The sequence below is a fragment of the Bacillus sp. JJ634 genome, assembly GCF_036962285.1.
In the GTDB taxonomy this organism is placed as follows: Bacteria; Bacillota; Bacilli; order Bacillales; family DSM-1321; genus Peribacillus; species Peribacillus asahii_A.
Window position 1 is genome coordinate 1 of the sequence record NZ_JBALMU010000033.1, and the last position, 16,182, is coordinate 16,182.

At 37.6% G+C, this 16,182-nt stretch carries 16 protein-coding genes; 10 read left to right on the forward strand and 6 right to left on the reverse strand.

The features are described from left to right. The first annotated feature begins 140 nt into the window (after positions 1-140). Together V7068_RS06010 and V7068_RS06015 are read left to right on the forward strand one after the other, a co-directional pair. Positions 141-1,871, forward strand: coding sequence for a phospho-sugar mutase (locus tag V7068_RS06010; protein WP_499711547.1), 1,731 nt, complete (start codon positions 141-143; stop codon positions 1,869-1,871). A gap of 259 nt (positions 1,872-2,130) precedes the next feature. Continuing rightward, positions 2,131-2,658 (forward strand): NADPH-dependent FMN reductase, encoded by a 528-nt coding sequence (locus V7068_RS06015; protein ID WP_403033851.1) that lies wholly within the window; start codon positions 2,131-2,133, stop codon positions 2,656-2,658. A gap of 150 nt (positions 2,659-2,808) precedes the next feature. Here V7068_RS06015 and V7068_RS06020 read toward each other — a convergent pair whose 3' ends face one another. Next, complete coding sequence (locus tag V7068_RS06020; protein WP_127759149.1) at positions 2,809-3,054, reverse strand: YhdB family protein; 246 nt, start codon at positions 3,052-3,054, stop codon at positions 2,809-2,811. Positions 3,055-3,186: 132 nt separating this feature from the next. Between V7068_RS06020 and V7068_RS06025 the strand changes: the two genes are divergently transcribed. The 3 genes from V7068_RS06025 to V7068_RS06035 all read left to right on the forward strand — a co-directional run bounded on the left by V7068_RS06025 (position 3,187) and on the right by V7068_RS06035 (position 6,030). Then, on the forward strand, positions 3,187-4,170 hold the full coding sequence (locus V7068_RS06025; RefSeq protein ID WP_499711548.1) for a M14 family zinc carboxypeptidase: 984 nt from the start codon (positions 3,187-3,189) through the stop codon (positions 4,168-4,170). A gap of 48 nt (positions 4,171-4,218) precedes the next feature. After that, on the forward strand, positions 4,219-4,533 hold the full coding sequence (locus tag V7068_RS06030) for a DUF3889 domain-containing protein (RefSeq protein ID WP_499711549.1): 315 nt from the start codon (positions 4,219-4,221) through the stop codon (positions 4,531-4,533). 81 nt (positions 4,534-4,614) lie between these two features. After that, positions 4,615-6,030 carry a SpoVR family protein gene (locus V7068_RS06035; RefSeq protein WP_499711550.1) on the forward strand — a complete coding sequence of 472 codons (1,416 nt, stop codon included), beginning with the start codon at positions 4,615-4,617 and terminating at the stop codon, positions 6,028-6,030. A 181-nt stretch (positions 6,031-6,211) separates the two neighbouring features. On the opposite strand, the gene V7068_RS06040 is transcribed toward V7068_RS06035, so the two are convergent. Both V7068_RS06040 and V7068_RS06045 read right to left on the reverse strand, forming a co-directional pair. Then, positions 6,212-6,871 carry a transglycosylase domain-containing protein gene (locus V7068_RS06040; protein ID WP_499711551.1) on the reverse strand — a complete coding sequence of 220 codons (660 nt, stop codon included), beginning with the start codon at positions 6,869-6,871 and terminating at the stop codon, positions 6,212-6,214. A gap of 147 nt (positions 6,872-7,018) precedes the next feature. Further along, entirely contained in the window at positions 7,019-7,876 is an 858-nt protein-coding gene (locus V7068_RS06045) for a manganese catalase family protein (protein WP_499711552.1), read from the reverse strand. Between the two features lie 190 nt (positions 7,877-8,066). Between V7068_RS06045 and V7068_RS06050 the strand changes: the two genes are divergently transcribed. Together V7068_RS06050 and V7068_RS06055 are read left to right on the forward strand one after the other, a co-directional pair. Continuing rightward, positions 8,067-8,660, forward strand: a complete 594-nt coding sequence (locus V7068_RS06050) for a hypothetical protein (RefSeq protein ID WP_499711553.1) — start codon at positions 8,067-8,069, stop codon at positions 8,658-8,660. Between the two features lie 639 nt (positions 8,661-9,299). Beyond that, complete coding sequence (locus V7068_RS06055) at positions 9,300-10,097, forward strand: enoyl-CoA hydratase/isomerase family protein (RefSeq protein ID WP_499711554.1); 798 nt, start codon at positions 9,300-9,302, stop codon at positions 10,095-10,097. A 92-nt stretch (positions 10,098-10,189) separates the two neighbouring features. Here V7068_RS06055 and V7068_RS06060 read toward each other — a convergent pair whose 3' ends face one another. Beyond that, a complete protein-coding gene (locus V7068_RS06060; protein ID WP_499711555.1) occupies positions 10,190-11,080 on the reverse strand; it encodes a LysR family transcriptional regulator in 891 nt (296 codons plus the stop codon). Positions 11,081-11,206: 126 nt separating this feature from the next. Here V7068_RS06060 and V7068_RS06065 point away from each other — a divergent pair, with 126 nt between their 5' ends. After that, entirely contained in the window at positions 11,207-12,151 is a 945-nt protein-coding gene (locus tag V7068_RS06065; protein ID WP_499711556.1) for a DMT family transporter, read from the forward strand. A gap of 449 nt (positions 12,152-12,600) precedes the next feature. After that, entirely contained in the window at positions 12,601-13,074 is a 474-nt protein-coding gene (chrS, locus tag V7068_RS06070) for a chromate efflux transcriptional regulator ChrS (RefSeq protein WP_245980016.1), read from the forward strand. Between the two features lie 159 nt (positions 13,075-13,233). Here the strand turns inward: chrS and chrA are convergent, their stop codons facing one another. Together chrA and chrB are read right to left on the reverse strand one after the other, a co-directional pair. Next, the gene (gene chrA, locus V7068_RS06075; RefSeq protein WP_375351154.1) at positions 13,234-13,773 is read right to left on the reverse strand and encodes a chromate efflux transporter ChrA; all 540 of its coding nucleotides are present in this window, start codon (positions 13,771-13,773) and stop codon (positions 13,234-13,236) included. Then, positions 13,770-14,366: a chromate efflux transporter ChrB gene (gene chrB, locus V7068_RS06080; RefSeq protein ID WP_252283052.1), complete on the reverse strand. Its 597-nt coding sequence runs from the start codon at positions 14,364-14,366 to the stop codon at positions 13,770-13,772. Before chrB ends, chrA begins: the two co-directional genes overlap by 4 nt. A gap of 220 nt (positions 14,367-14,586) precedes the next feature. Between chrB and ggt the strand changes: the two genes are divergently transcribed. Further along, on the forward strand, positions 14,587-16,161 hold the full coding sequence (gene ggt / locus V7068_RS06085) for a gamma-glutamyltransferase (protein ID WP_499711557.1): 1,575 nt from the start codon (positions 14,587-14,589) through the stop codon (positions 16,159-16,161). Positions 16,162-16,182: the final 21 nt, after the last annotated feature.

Here is a 16,182-nt window from a genome sequence, read left to right on the forward strand (position 1 = left end):
AAGTGAAGTCTAAAAATGAACAAATTATAATAATATAATAAAGCCTTTAAAGGGTATTCACTTCATTTGCTGGAAATATTATGATAATTTTAGTTATAAGAGAATTAATACTAAAGGCATAGAGAGGGGCTTGTTGGTATATGACATGGAAATTAACATTTGAAAAATGGGTAAGTGATTCAAATCTGGACGAAGAATTACGAAATGCATTAGAAGCAATCAAACACGATGAAGCAAAGTTAGAGGAAGCCTTTTATAAGAACTTAGAGTTTGGTACAGGCGGTATGCGAGGAGAAATTGGTGTTGGAACAAACCGAATGAATGTGTATACCGTTCGCAAAGCAACAAAAGGTTTAGCCGACTATATTCAATCGTTTGGAGAGGAAGCAAAGAAGCGCGGTGTTGTGATTGCATATGATTCACGTCATAAATCGCCGGAGTTTGCGTTTGAAGCAGCTAAAACGTTAGCAACAGAAGGGATTAAAGCGTATGTATTCGATGAATTGCGCCCAACGCCACAACTTTCATTTGCTGTTCGTGAGCTGCAGGCTTTTGCGGGTATTGTCATTACTGCAAGTCATAATCCTCCTGAATATAATGGATATAAAGTGTATGGACCAGACGGAGCGCAGCTGCCGCCAACAGCTGCTGATCTTGTTATTCAATATGTAGAAGCCATTGAAAATGAGCTTTCTATTCAAGTGAGAGAGGTTAACGAACTTAAACAACAAGGGCTTATTGAAATAATCGGAGAAGAGCTTGACCGAGCGTATAATCAGCAGCTATTAACAGTGCCAGAAAATCCGCAGCTTGCCGAGGAAGTAGAGGTGAAGCTTGTATTCACTCCGCTTCACGGTACAGCCAATAAATCGGTTCGTCGTGCATTAGATGATTTAGGCTATCAAAATGTTCATATTGTTAAAGAACAAGAACTGCCTGATGCCAATTTCTCAACGGTGAAATCTCCGAACCCTGAAGAACATGCAGCGTTTGAAAAAGCAATTGAAGTAGGGAATGAAGTGGATGCGGACTTATTAATTGCAACGGATCCGGATGCTGACCGTCTTGGAATTGCGGTAAAAAATGAAAATGGGGAATATGTAGTTTTAACGGGGAACCAAACAGGAGCATTATTTTTAGATTACTTACTCACACAAAAGCAAGCAAAAGGGGCAATTCCTAAAAATGGAGTTGTATTGAAAACAATTGTTACATCAGAAATTGGTCGAGCGATTGCAGATACATATGGTTTGACTACGGTTGATGTGTTAACAGGGTTTAAATTTATTGCTGAGAAAATTCATGAATATGAAGAAAGCGGCTCTAATACCTTCTTATTTGGCTATGAAGAAAGTTACGGCTATTTAATTAAAGACTTTGCGCGTGATAAAGATGCTATTCAAGCGGCTGTATTGGCTGTTGAAGTGTGTGCCTATTACAAAAAGCAAGGAATGACACTTTATGAAGGGTTAATGCATATTTTTAAAAAATATGGATTTTATTTAGAAGGGTTACGCTCGCTTACGTTGAAAGGCATTGAAGGAGGAAGACAAATTCAAGGAATTCTCGAACACTTCCGCCAAAATCCTCCGACTGAGATTGCTGGACAAAAGGTGTCTATTCAAGAGGATTATAAGAGTAGAAAAAGAGTATCAATGGAAACAAAAATGGAGGAAACGATTGAACTTCCGAATTCCAATGTACTAAAGTATATTTTGGAAGACGGTACATGGGTTTGCCTGCGCCCATCCGGCACGGAACCAAAAATTAAATTTTACTTCGGCATTCAAGGAAAATCGATGGAAGAGGCTAAAGAAAAGCTCTCGAAGGTTACCGATATTTTTATGAAGAATATTGAAGAACTTATTTGAATAACAAGCTCTGTTAATAGAGCTTACTGTTCAAGAACGGGCGAAGGGTGATACACTCTTCGTCCTTTTTCTAGTAGTTGGCTATTGTTATTTGTTTTTCGTAAGCATATTATTTTGAGATATTAACTTATTTGTTTATACTTTATTGAGTAAGAAAATTGTAATTGATGAGGAACTATGTTTCTTCATCTCGTTAAAATTTATATAAATGGTTGCATGAAATTTGTTCACGCAATGGCCGAGTTGGAGGAGTTTGGATATGAAATTAGTTATCATTAATGGATCACCACGTAAAGAAGGACGTACAGGTATTGCATCTCGCTTTATTTCAAGAACATACGGAGCGGAGCTTATTGATTTAAGCACATCTTCATTACCATTATATAAAGGTGAAGCGGAACAATATCAATTAGAAGAGGTTGTACAATTACAACAAGCAATCAAAGAAGCAGATGGCGTGATTTTAGCCACTCCTGAATATCATAATTCTATGAGCGGTGCTTTGAAAAATGCATTAGACTTCTTAAGTGCTGAGCAGTTTACAAATAAACCGGTTGCTTTACTAGCAGTAGCGGGTGGCGGAAAAGGCGGAATTAACGCATTAAATTCCATGAGAACCGTTGGACGCGGTGTATATGCAAATGTTATTCCGAAACAATTAGCATTAGATCCAGATCAGTTCGACTATGAACAGGATGGACTAAATGAGGCAGCTGCAAAATCTGTTGCTGAATTAATTGACGAGCTTAACCTGTATGCAAAAGCGTTTCAAGCTGTAACAAAATAACAGGCTTTATTTACTATAATTAGTTCATAAAAAGAAGGGGCAGACACATACATGTGTTTGCTCCTTCTTTGTTTCGCTATAAGGGTTACCAGCCATAGTAAAATCCCTATTGTATAAAATGCCCTGTTTTGTAAACACTATTGATGAATTTTAGATAGGAAGTTCATGCAAATAGTGGGACATCGTTTTTTCTGATGCATGATCCAGGTAGCGCAATAAGGCGTACAATTTTGCTTCAATAATTTGATAATCGTGTTCGAAATGATAAGCGTGTAAGAAATGTTCAATTTTCTTTGACAAGAACTGATCCTCGGTCCGGACCATTAAAATGAGTAGTTGATCCCAGTCTGAGCGATGGATATAAAATAAAGCTGTATCGTAAATAGAAGTTGTCATTAAAAGTTCCTCCTTAATAAGGAGCTATTCGTATGTTGTTCATTTCGGATAAAAATTTTTCAGACAAAATGTGGTGATACGGTAGAGATAGGCTTGTTTGTATTTACCTGAATAAAAAAATATGGTGAGGATATGAGAAGAATCATCTTAGTATGTTTGGTCAGCTTGTTTGCTTTCCCGTTTCATGCAATGGCAAAAGTCGTGAATGAAGACAAAAGTTTATATAGCTTTGAAATGATGGAAGCGGATTTAACGAGGCTGCAGCAAACGCTTCCTATTGAGGTGCATTCAATTGGAAAATCTGAAAAAGGAAGAGATATTTGGGCAGTAAAGCTTGGGAAAGGGCAGAAGTCTATTTTGCTGGTAGGTGCTCATCATGGTCGAGAATGGCTAACGACACATCTATTAGTGAAAATGCTTGAACAATATGGGACGGCTTATAAAAAAGGGAAACCACTTGGAGAGTATTCAATGAAATTATTAGATGAGATAAGTATTTGGTTCATACCGATGATAAATCCCGATGGTGTATCGATTCAACAAGGTAATTTATCCGGTTTTTCTCATTATGAAAAAATAGTAACGTGGCAGCGAAATAATTACAGTATGGATTGGTCGAGATGGAAAGCTAATGCAAAGGGAATCGATTTAAATCGTCAATATCCAGCTGGATGGGATGAAGTGAAGACAGATGTCTCCAAACCATTTTATCAATTTTATAAAGGGAAAAAACCATTTGAAGCAGTCGAAGTTCAGGCTCTAGCCCAATTCACCTATCGTATAGAACCGCTCGTTGCAGTTAGTTATCATACATCAGGGCGTGAAATCTTTTGGCATTACCATAATAAACAGGAGCATATGGCAAGAGATTATGAATTGGCAAAAAAGACGGCGGAATTGACCGGATATAAGCTTTCAAAGCCTGAGAAGCATGCTGTTGGAAGCGGTTTTACCGATTGGTTTATAACCGAATTTGAACGACCGGCTATGACCATTGAATTAAGTTATTTAGTGGAGGAAACGAATCCGCCGCTATCGGTTTTTCCGGAAGAATGGAAACGCAATCGATTGGTAGGAATGATGCTCGTTAAGGAAGCAGTCAGTGGAATAAAATAGTGAATACTTCCCATACTATCCGTAAGGAAACTAAAGGGAGGAAGTACAGTGTTAAAAAAATGGTCGTTTATTGTGTTAATGTTTATGATGCTGACTCAAGCAGGTTTTATATCTGTTCAACAAGGTAACAATTATGAGAAATATGGAAGGACTGCTATAGCGGTCGTGCAAGCGGATTATCCGGGTGATGAGGTAACGGATTATCAATATGAAGGACGAAAAGTTCTGGAAAAAGGAACGGTAGAAGACCGTTTTCTATTTTTAGTGAAGGAGCAGGGAAAAGAACTTAATGTAAGGGTCAAAATTAAGCATAGTTTATCTAATAATAAGCTATTGAATTTATCGGTTGAAGAGGTGCGCTAGATATCTTATGTAAGGATTCTCGTCATTTTCCTACTATTTGGTCATACATTATGGTAAGGCGAAAAGACGAGGGGGATCTGCATGAATCAGACGGAGCAAAAAGCTCTAGAATACGCGATTAGTGAAATAACGGAGATTGCTAAAGGGTTTGGACTTGATTTTTACCCGATGCGTTATGAAATTTGTCCATCGGAAATTATTTATACGTTTGGGGCATATGGGATGCCTACTCGATTTTCTCATTGGAGCTTCGGAAAACAATTTCATAAAATGAAGCTTCAGTATGATTTCGGGTTAAGTAAAATTTATGAACTCGTTATTAATTCAAACCCATGCTATGCCTTTTTATTAGACTCGAATTCACTCATTCAAAACAAATTAATTGTGGCACACGTACTTGCTCATTGTGATTTTTTCAAAAATAATATTCGTTTTCAAAATACAAAGCGCGATATGGTAGAAAGTATGGCAGCGACTGCCGACCGTATTCGTGAATACGAAATTCTTCATGGCAAAAAAGAGGTTGAAACGTTTCTTGATGCGGTACTGGCTATTGAAGAGCATATTGATCCATCACTCATGAGACCTAAACTCTCTTGGTCAATCGATGATGAGGAGGAAGAGGAGGAAATCAAATCGGCTTCAACTCCTTATGATGAGCTATGGTCATTAGATGGAGCTAATAAGCCGAAAAAATTACCTGTGAAAAGACGTAAGAAAATCCCGCCAAAACCAGAGAAAGATATCATGCTATTTATTGAACACTACAGTCGTGAATTAACGGATTGGCAGCGCGATATTATGACGATGATTCGTGAAGAAATGCTTTATTTCTGGCCGCAATTAGAAACGAAAATCATGAATGAAGGCTGGGCTTCCTACTGGCATCAAAGAATTATTCGTGAGATGGATTTAAGTTCAGGAGAAGCAATTGAATTTGCTAAACTCAATGCGGGTGTCGTTCAACCTTCTCGAACAAGTATTAACCCTTATTATCTCGGCTTAAAGGTGCTTGAAGATATTGAAGAAAGATACGATAATCCAACAGATGAGATGAAAAAGAGGGGCGTGAAGCCTGGGTCTGGAAGAGAAAAGCTGTTTGAAGTACGCGAAATTGAATCGGATATTTCGTTTATCCGAAATTACTTGACAAAAGATCTTGTCATGCGGGAAGATATGTACTTATTTCAGAAACAAGGGAAAGACTATAAAATTGTGGATAAAGCGTGGGAGCAAGTGCGCGATCAGCTTGTCAGCATGCGTGTGAATGGAGGGTTCCCGTATATTACGGTAAACGATGGTGACTATATGCGAAATGGCGAGCTGTATTTAAAGCATTGGTACGAAGGAATTGAGCTCGATCTGAAGTATTTGGAGAAAGTGTTGCCGTACATTTACCAGCTTTGGGGACGTCCGGTTCACATGGAATCGATTATGGAAAATAAAACGATGTTGTTTTCATATGATGGAAAGGGACTTCATCGAAAGTATTTATAAGCGTAATGTTAAAAGGCTGTCTCGTGGTGGAAAAATCCACTTATGGGATGGCTTTTATGTTGTTGTTTTCTTTATCAAAAAAATAGGCGAGAACGTCCCCTGCCTTGGCGCAACGTAGTGGAAGTAGGTGGGGAAGTTCAATCTAAAGTAACAACAGGATAAAAATAAGTACAGGGCCACATTACTTTCGATACTCAGTTAATGCTTTTATAACTTCGGATTGTCTTTGTTTCGCTCTATCATTATTTGAATTTAAAGCATAAGCGCTAGGTGCTTGGGGTAGGCCTGCCAAGAGAGTTGCTTCATCGTAACTTAGTTCAGCAGGTATTTTACCAAAATAATTCTCACTAGCTTCTTTAATGCCGTAATTACCGGCTCCATAATAAATGATATTGACATAGAGTTCTAAAATATCATCTTTGTTATAGATTCTTTCAAGGTCGAAGGCAACAAATAGTTCTGCAACTTTTCGGATAAAGGTTCGGTCATTGCTGAAGTAAAGATTTTTGGCAGCTTGTTGTGTTAATGTACTGCCGCCTTGTGCGACCTCCTTCGCTGTTAAGTTGACGAAAGTTGCCCTGACGAGCGAAATAAAATCGAAGGCACCGTGTTTGTAAAAGCGATGATCCTCGATGGCGACAACGGCATCCGTGAAATCAGGAGTGATTTCCTCTAAAGACACGAAATTTTCATTTTCCCTAATAGAGGCAACTTTTTCGTTAAGGGGAATCTCTGTAACGGCTTCTTTATATTTTAAATAGCCAAGCAATCCAATAATTGAACCGATAAGGAGGGCAATGATTAATCCTAATTTTATTAGTTTTTTTATTAATCTAATCATGAATTTACCTCCTGTATTTTGACTTATAGTTTTAGTATATCAAATAGAGGAAAAAGTATAAGGAATCATCAAAAAAGCTGGGAGCATGCGACTAGGAGCCGGAAATGAGCATGGAGGTTATCAAAAAGAAAGAGCCTATGCAGGCTCCTAATTGTTTAGGTCATATAGTCCAGGTGCATGTTCATTTGGCATATCAGGCAGCTCTGGTACTGGATATCCTTTTGGCGGTTCTGTTACCTTAAGCTCTCCACCATTCCTGCTAGGTGTTGTACCAGTGAAAATTTCACCTATTAAAGTATCGTCAAGTCTAAAATTGAATTGAGCATTATGGAAGCCCATTTCGACATATTTACGACATTCAGGGTATTTATTTAAATCATAGTTAGGGATTGGAAAAAGTTTTCCCCAATCTACACCTAATGTTTCAAGAGCTTTTGCGAATGCATTTTGATGAGCATTATCTCTCACTATTAAAAACGCAATGGTTTCCCGAAGGGCTTTATTGTTACTCATTTCATAAATTCTAGATTTTTGGAGTACGCCAGTCGATTCTAAGACGACATTATTAAGTAAATTAGCTGCTAAGTTACCATGGTCATAAACCCAAGATCCATTCCATGGGTTGCCTCCAGCGTCAACGGGTAGGGATGCTTTAGCTCCCATGATGTAATGATGGGGATTTGCGCCATTTTGTATCACATCATTTAAAGGGGCGCTATCAGCAGCTTGATTACCAGGCATATCTCCACCAGACTCATTTAAGAGCTGATTAATTGTTGATTGAACAAGTTCTACATGGCTGAGCTCTTCTAAGAATACACCTCTAATAAGGTCTCGATATTTCTTTGCTTTTCCTCTAAAATTTGCACTTTGAAAGGAGAACTGCATCATTGTGCGCATCTCGCCAAATTGTCCTCCGAGTGCTTCTTGAAGAACTTTAGCTGCATGTGGATCGGGTTTATCTGGAACAATCATATTGATTAGATCCTCTTTGTAAAAATACATTGTATTATCCTCCTTTTGTTAAGGGTACTTATAGATTATCCAACCTAACTTTATATATGCTATAGGCATTAAACGGAGGTAGTACAATATAGAGGCTGGGATTTGCTGAATAGTAGAAACATTCATCTTGCTTTAGTTTTTAGTGTACAATTAAGTCCAGAAAAGAATTTAATTCAGAAAGAGGAAAATAGTGCAACGTAATCGATTATTCTTTTTAGCTTTATTAAGTAGCATTTTAGTTGTTTTATATAAGTTTCTCGAATGGCAAATCGTTGAAGTATTGAGACCATTTCTTATGCCTTTCCTATGGTTATTGGTATTTGGCTTTTTCTTTGTTATAACAGTACGTACCGTAACTACTCTGTTCAAAAAGAAAGACTGGAAGCCATTCGTCATCCAAGCTATTGTCATCATGTTATGGATCTTCTTTCCTTTTACACAAGTCGTATTAGATATAGATTTTAAAATGAATAAATCCGAAAGAGAAAAGGTTGTAAGTAAGGTGGAGAATGGAACATTTAAACCGAATGTTTCACACGATTCATCCCTTATTCATTTACCTAAAGAATTTGACCAACTATCTAAAGGAGGCGGGGAGATTGTTGTAGAGAAAAAAGGTGATCACTCTTCCATTCTATTTTTTACTTTTCGAGGCATGTTAGATGGTTTTTCAGGATTTGTATATTCACCAACTGACCAACGACCTTCTAGAAATGATTTTGACGGAGACTTTAAAGAAATAAAAAAGTTAGATGAAAATTGGTATTGGGTAGTATCTTATTAAACTCAAGGGTTGAAGATTAATGAATGGTATTGAACATGGAGCAATAACAAAATAGAATTGTGACTGCCACAAGTCTATTTTTAAAAAGTATGTATCCATTCTTTTTCATCTAAGATGACACCTGTTTTATCTATTTTACATTAATATCGATTAAAACTATTTTTCTATTAACCGTGTCTTTTGATGTACAGGCCGCGGCAACAAGTAACATACTGAATAAAACCAATAACATCAGTATTCTATTCAAAAAATAACTTCTAAAATATTATATTTTTCCTAAGAAACCTGCTTACATTAGCTAAAGATCTCTTCTTCTATATAACTTAAGAAGTTCCTTGTCTTTACCGTAACATAATTTGGTTTATAAGTTAAACTCCTCCATTAATCCCGAAATATGTACTTTAATGTTATAACAAATATACCTTTTTGTAATTTGATAACAGGGTGAATGTTAGTTCTTTTCAGGAATGCCTTATCACTAAAAAAATCAAAGTAGACTTAAAGTAACTGGTGCGTTAATCCAAATAGGAATAACGCTTATTTTGGTAGAACTAATTGTACTGAACGAAGCAGGATAGTTTAATACAATTAACGAATAAATGTAAAGAAATACTATTTTAATATGAAGGGGAAATACATATGGATCATAAATATGTGCTTTTATCAGTCCAAAACCATGTAGGGGTAATTACTTTGAATCGTCCAGAAGTTGGGAATGCTTTGGATTTAGCGATGGCTAAAGAATTGATGGAAGTAGCTATCCATTGTTCAGAAAGTAATGAAATTAGAGCGGTTGTCATCACTGGAGCTGGAAATAAATTTTCAGTTGGCGGCGACTTGAAAAGTTTTGCTAACGAAGGTAATCAAATTGGTTCCCATTTAAAAAGCGTTACTGCCTATTTACATCAAGCTATCTCCTACTTTGCTAGAATGAATAAGCCATTTATTGGAGCTATCAATGGAGTAGCTGCGGGTGCAGGGATGAGTCTTGCTTGTGCATGTGATATTGCATATGCTTCAGAGAAATCAAAGTTTGTGATGGCGTATAATAAAATCGGATTAACTCCTGATGGTTCAGGCAGTTATTTCTTACCGAAAATTGTTGGAGTAAGACGTGCATTAGAGTTAATGTATACAAATCGTATGTTGGATGCTAAAGAAGCATATGAGTGGGGAATCGTTAACCAAGTTGTTCCTGAAGAAGAATTAATGAGTGTTGTTCATGAACTAGCAGAGAAGCTGGCGAGCGGGCCAATGGAAGCATATGGTGCAACTAAGAAATTGTTTTATCAGTCTTTGCAGGAAACTCTAGAATCTCAAATGAGTTTAGAGACACAATCGCTGGCCGAAAGAGCAAATAGCGAAGAGGGAAGAGAAGGGATTTCTGCATTTTTGGAAAAACGAGAGGCTGACTATTTGAAGTTTAATAAAGAATAATACGGATGGTATAAGTGATTGCTTATTCGTGCAAAAACAGGAGGCTGACCCACAACTTGTGGATCAGTCTCATCCGTTCAACAATTAGTACTTCAAAGTGTATTGGGGTGTGCCGGCTCATTTAACCACGATTTCAAATATTCAATGAACTTTTTCGTAGCTGGAGCAAGGTTTTTAAAAGATGTAGCAGCGATGCCAATAGTACGGTAATTCTCTTGTTCAAAGTTAAGAATACGAACGTTCTTTGGAACGCGATACAAAGCCATTTCAGGAAGAATAGCGATTCCAATACCATGTTGAACCATTGAAAATATGGCTTGATCATCTGCAAGTTCAAATTTTATATTAGGTGTTATGTTGTTTTCTGCTAAGAGCCGTCTTAAATCATTATCGCTCCCTTTCTTTGACATGATTAATGGCTCCTCTTCGATCATTTTAAAACTAAGCTCCTTTTGTTGAACAAGAGGGTGTTCATCATAGAGGAGGCAAAGCATTCTATCTTTTTTTAAAGGGATTACTTCAAAGCGATGCAAAGTTGGTAAAGACACAAAACCAAAATCAACGATACCATTTGATATCCAATACTCAATATCATCATAATTTCCTTCCAGCAATTTAATTTCTATAGAAGGATAATATGTATGAAAATTTTTCAAGATTTCCGGCAGCCATTGAGCCGATACACTTGAAAACGTTCCAATACGTACCTTACCGGTTGTTAGACCATTGATATTAGCTATTTCTTGAAGCATTTCCTCGTTCCATTTTAAAATTTCCCGTATGTATTTTAAGACATGCTCCCCGTTGTTTGTCAAATTAATACCTGATCGTCCTCTGTTGAGAAGCGAAAATCCCCATTCTGATTCAAGACTGGCGATGGCATGACTGACCGCGGACTGGGTTAAACCAAGGGTTTCTCCTGCCTTTGTAAGGCTCCCTAATTCTACCACCGTACTAAAAATTTCAAACTTAGCAAGCGACAAATTCCTCACTCCACTTACATGAATTTTTTTCATCTGATTACTTAAAAACATTCATTTTTCTTATTAAAATTTTACTTTTATACTAATTAATAATCAATACATAAGAATTAGGTCAGGTGGTAAAAAATGAACGGGATTAAAATGCTCGGTGTAACAAAGGGCGCAGGTGCAAATGCTCAATTGAAAGCAGATTTCACTATGTTGATAGTCACAATGTTTTGGGGTTCCTCCTATTTATTTATGAAGATGGGACTGGAATCTATTCAAGGATTTAACTTGGTCGCATTACGGTTTGGAATAGCCTTTATTTTAGCTGGAATCATATTTTATAAACGCTTTGTGCGTGTGGATTTTCGTACTATAAAATATGGGTTTTTATTAGGGACCATCTTGTTCTCAGCCATTTCGGTTGTCACCATAGGAGTAAAATCCACGTCTGCTTCAAATGCAGGCTTTTTATTCAGTCTTACAGTTGTCTTTGTCCCGTTGTTATTAGCTGGCTTGTTTAGAGAAAAACTTGAGAAAAGAATTGTTTTTGGCGTAGGCTTCTCTATAATAGGTATCGCTCTTTTAACTTTAAATAATGGATTAACAATTAGTTCTGGAGATTTTCTCATCATTTTAGGTGCATTATTGTATGCTGTTTACATCATTGTTACAGATAAAGTAACGAAAAATTCAGATTCTATTATGCTTGGAGTCTTACAACTTGGCTTTACTGGGGCGTGGGGGCTGCTATTTTCATTTGTTTTTGAAACTCCGCATCTTCCTACCACAACGGAATCATGGGTTTCTATTTTAATATTAGGCATAATTTGCAGTGCATTTGGATTTATTGGTCAAACCGTAGCCCAAAAATATACGACACCAACGCACACAGGTCTCATATTTTCATTAGAACCTGTTTTTGCAGCATTATTTGCTTTTATTTTTGCAGGTGAAGTATTGGCAGAAAGAGGTTATCTAGGAGCAAGTCTTGTTTTAATAGGTATTTTAATTTCCAAGATAGATTTTAATAAAACCCTAATGAGAAAAAGATACAGCAAAACAGCTGAAGGTTCTGAAGCTTAGCTGTAGAATGGGGTATGCATTGAGACATTGAGCCACTAAGTTCCCTTGGTGGTTTTTTGTTTTATGGTGATAAATAAGGTCTTCATGATGACAAATATGTTGCATAAAGGAAACTTTTTGGGATTTATGAATAGAATATAAAAAAGGAGTTGGTTCAGATGATTTGTTCAAACCGCATCCAACATAAAATTATAGGCTATTCACTCTTGTTTAAAAAGCTCGGAATTTTTAATGAGGCGGAATATAAATATATTGTTGAGACATATCAAGTGAAGGAGCATTAAAAAACGGCTTGCGGATGAGCCGTTTTTTTCGTGCAAATAAAACTGGAGCAGGTGAATGAGAAAGAAGGAGAAAAAGTGAATATATCGCAAGGAAAGGTCTAGAAATATTTTAAGTTCCAGACCTTTTTTGAGATAATAAAAGAAAAGAAAGCGGGTGATGAAAAGATGGAGGAGTATCAAATTCCGAATTTAAAAATCGATGAATTAGATAAAAAAATTCTTTCTATCTTACATGAAGATGGACGGATTTCTTATACGGATTTAGGAAAAAAAGTAGGGGTATCCCGTGTCGCTGTACAAACACGAATTAACAATTTGCTGGAAAAGGGTGTGATTGAAAAGTTCACGACCGTCATTAATCCAACGAAGGTTGGGATTCATGTTTCAGCGTTTTTTAATGTAGAAGTCGAACCGAAGTTTCTAGAGTCTGTTGCTGAGCTGCTTGAACAAGATCCCGCTGTAACAAGTTTATATCATATGACAGGCCCTAGTAAATTACATATGCATGGCATTTTTAGTGATAATCAAGAAATGGAACGCTTTTTAACGGAAAAGTTATATGCTGTAGAGGGTGTTGTCAGTGTAGATTGTCAAATTTTAATTAAGCGTTATAAAAGCCGAATGGGCATGAAGTTATAAGGGCTGACTAAGTCCCGAAAATAAAAAGCATCAATGAAAATCTAATGAACAGCCCCATTCTTTGCAGTATTTCGGAATGTTGTCCTTCATAACTTTTAAGCGCTCTAAGCTAAAAAATCGTATAGATCAACTAAAAATAATCCACCTGTTTAAGGTGGATTATGACGTCCATGGGATAATAATTCCGCCATACATAAAGGCAAGAATAATGACAAATGCCGGATGGATCTTGAATTTCCCTAATGCTAGAAAGGCAAAAAGCGCAATAATGAGTGAGTGTACGTAGCCGATTGAATGAACAGCATCGGTTGCGATCGTTACAGTAATAAGAAGCATCATAATGGCAATGACAGGTTGGGCGAGCAGCGATACCCCTTTGAAGACAAGGGAGTGACGATAACGTCGAATGATTTTTAGTAATAAAATGAGTGCAACCGCTGAAGGGACAACTGTACCAATTAACGCCATAATGAACCCTGGCCATCCGTATACTTCATATCCAACAAAGGCGGCGATTTTCGTAGCGATAGGTCCCGGAAGAGCATTACCGAGTGCCAGCATATTTGAAAATTCCGTATTGTTGAGCCAGCCATAACGCGTAACAATTTGATCGTACATGAGTGGAATCGACGCAGGGCCGCCGCCATACCCAAGAATATTGGCAATGAAAAAGGCTAAAAAGATGGGAAACCAAATCATGAGGCAGATTCCTCCTTCTTATCATTAGAATGGCGTTTCGATGCGAATTTACTTTTGAACTTAAAATGAACTGTTCCGTAGGCAAGGAAAATCATAATAACAATGCCTGGGTGTAAAGAAACAACTTGCAGAAGGATAAAAGAAAGAGCGAAGAAGAAAATACCAAGGATGATACCTAGCCCTTTTACTGCTTTTTCACCGAACTCATACGCCATCTGTCCAAGCATTACGGCAACAACGGGCATCACAGCTGCAATCATGCTCGCTACAACGGCAGAGCTGCTCAATACGCTTATAAAAGCGGCTAAAAATACCATCGCAAAACAAGTTGGTAAAATATGTGCACACACGCTTACAAGTGCTCCAGTCCATCCTTTTGTTACATAGCCTAAGTAAGCGGCCATTTTCGTTGCGATTGGTCCAGGTAAGGTATTGGCAATTGCTAGCGTTTCACCGAATTCATCATCATCCAGCCACTGATAACGAGTAACCGCTTCATGGCGAATTAACGGAATAACAGAAGGACCGCCGCCAAATCCTAAAATTCCGCTGCGCATCATGCCCAGTGTTAATTCTTTATACCGATTTCCCATATGGGTTCCTCCTTACTGAATTTTCTAAACTATTTGTATTTATAATAACAAAAAATATTTCCAAAAGTATATAAAGTTTTTTTGAAAGTTACGAAATGAAATAGAAATGGAAATTATACATAAAAAAAGAAATAAAAATGATGAATGAATCAACAAATTGTTGTTAAAAAGAGGTATAATAAATTTACTGAATAGTTAATAAATTACAGGAGGGAAGAAGATGAAATCGATTGTTGGTACAAAAAGCATGGTTGTTAGTCCTCATTATTTAGCCTCGATGGCAGGGAATCAAATGTTGGAAAAAGGAGGAAATGCTTTTGACGCTGCGATTGCAGTGAGTGCTTGTCTTGCGGTAGTTTATCCGCATATGACGGGATTAGGCGGTGACTCTTTTTGGTTAACGTATAAGAAAAGTGAAGGGAAAATTCGCGGTTATAATGGCAGCGGAAGATCTGGAATGGGTGCGACAAGAGAAGCTTATAAGAATGAGACGAGCATTCCGTTTCGCGGAACTCGCAGTGCCATTACAGTTCCTGGAATGCTAGATAGCTGGGATGCTATTTTACAAGAGTATGGAACGATGACATTAGCTGAAGTATTGCAGCCTGCAATTGAGTATGCAGAAAAGGGCTTCCCCATTACAAAAAATCAAGTTGTCTATACAGAGAAGAATCAAGAGTGGATTGCGAAAACCCCAGTTACTGCGGATATTTATATGCCAAATGGAGAGATTCCGCAAGCTGGTGAGCGATTTATTCAAAAGGATTTAGCTGCTACATTAGCGTTGCTTGCACAAAAAGGGCGAGATGCTTTTTATAAAGGTGAACTAGCAGAAGAGATTGTTTCCTTTTTAAAAGAACAAGGCGGATTGCTTACAGCAGATGATTTTGCCGCTCACCATGGCAATTGGGTAGAGCCTATTTCAACAGATTATCGCGATTATACGATTTATCAAGTACCTCCTAACTCTCAAGGGTTTGTTGGTTTGATGGCATTAAATATTATTGAGAACTTTCAGTTACAAGAAATCGAACATGGATCGGCCGAATATTATCATTTACTTGTGGAGGCTTTAAAATCAGGTTTCCGTGATCGAAATCAAGTATTAACAGATCCGGAGTTTTTTGATATCCCGCTTGAAAAATTATTAAGTAAACAATATGCGTCTAAACTAGCTGATGCGATTCAAACGGATGCGAAGCCATTGACGAGTCCTTCGCTTGGAAGTGATACAGCTTATGCCGCAGTCGTTGATTGTGATGGAAATGCGGTGTCATTTATTCAAAGTTTATATTTTGAATTTGGTTCAGGGGTTGTTGCGGGGAATACGGGTATTCTTTTACAAAACCGCGGTTCCTTCTTCTCATTGAATCCGCACCATGTAAATACGTTGGAGCCTGCTAAGCGTTCGTTCCATACGTTAATGCCGGCTATCGCTTGTCGAAATGGAGAGCCTCGTATTTTGTACGGAACGCAAGGCGGAGAAGGACAGCCGCAAACGCAAACCGCGATTATTACTCGGATGATTGATTATGGAATGGACCCGCAACAGGCTATTAGTGAGCCGCGTTTTGTTTGGGGAAGAACATGGGGAGAAGATAGTGAGGCTTTAAAAATCGAAAGTCGAGTAGGAGCTGATGCGATTCAAACGTTAAAGAACAAAGGACATCTCGTAGAAGTAGTTGAAGAATTCGATGGCATCATGGGACATGCACAAGCCATTCGAATTGATGAGCATAATTTCCTTCAAGGTGGAGTCGATCCAAGGGGCGATGGCGCTGCAATTGGGTCTTAAAATATCCATATAAATCCCTCC

Bases quoted from the DNA above. Each gene is read 5' to 3' on its own strand.
- V7068_RS06010 (WP_499711547.1), top strand. From the start codon at position 141: ATGACATGGAAATTAACATTTGAAAAATGGGTAAGTGATTCAAATCTG.
- V7068_RS06015 (WP_403033851.1), top strand. From the start codon at position 2,131: ATGAAATTAGTTATCATTAATGGATCACCACGTAAAGAAGGACGTACA.
- V7068_RS06020 (WP_127759149.1), bottom strand. From the start codon at position 3,054: ATGACAACTTCTATTTACGATACAGCTTTATTTTATATCCATCGCTCA.
- V7068_RS06025 (WP_499711548.1), top strand. From the start codon at position 3,187: ATGAGAAGAATCATCTTAGTATGTTTGGTCAGCTTGTTTGCTTTCCCG.
- V7068_RS06035 (WP_499711550.1), top strand. From the start codon at position 4,615: ATGAATCAGACGGAGCAAAAAGCTCTAGAATACGCGATTAGTGAAATA.
- V7068_RS06040 (WP_499711551.1), bottom strand. From the start codon at position 6,871: ATGATTAGATTAATAAAAAAACTAATAAAATTAGGATTAATCATTGCC.
- V7068_RS06045 (WP_499711552.1), bottom strand. From the start codon at position 7,876: ATGTATTTTTACAAAGAGGATCTAATCAATATGATTGTTCCAGATAAA.
- V7068_RS06055 (WP_499711554.1), top strand. From the start codon at position 9,300: ATGGATCATAAATATGTGCTTTTATCAGTCCAAAACCATGTAGGGGTA.
- V7068_RS06065 (WP_499711556.1), top strand. From the start codon at position 11,207: ATGAACGGGATTAAAATGCTCGGTGTAACAAAGGGCGCAGGTGCAAAT.
- chrS (WP_245980016.1), top strand. From the start codon at position 12,601: ATGGAGGAGTATCAAATTCCGAATTTAAAAATCGATGAATTAGATAAA.
- chrA (WP_375351154.1), bottom strand. From the start codon at position 13,773: ATGATTTGGTTTCCCATCTTTTTAGCCTTTTTCATTGCCAATATTCTT.
- chrB (WP_252283052.1), bottom strand. From the start codon at position 14,366: ATGGGAAATCGGTATAAAGAATTAACACTGGGCATGATGCGCAGCGGA.
- ggt (WP_499711557.1), top strand. From the start codon at position 14,587: ATGAAATCGATTGTTGGTACAAAAAGCATGGTTGTTAGTCCTCATTAT.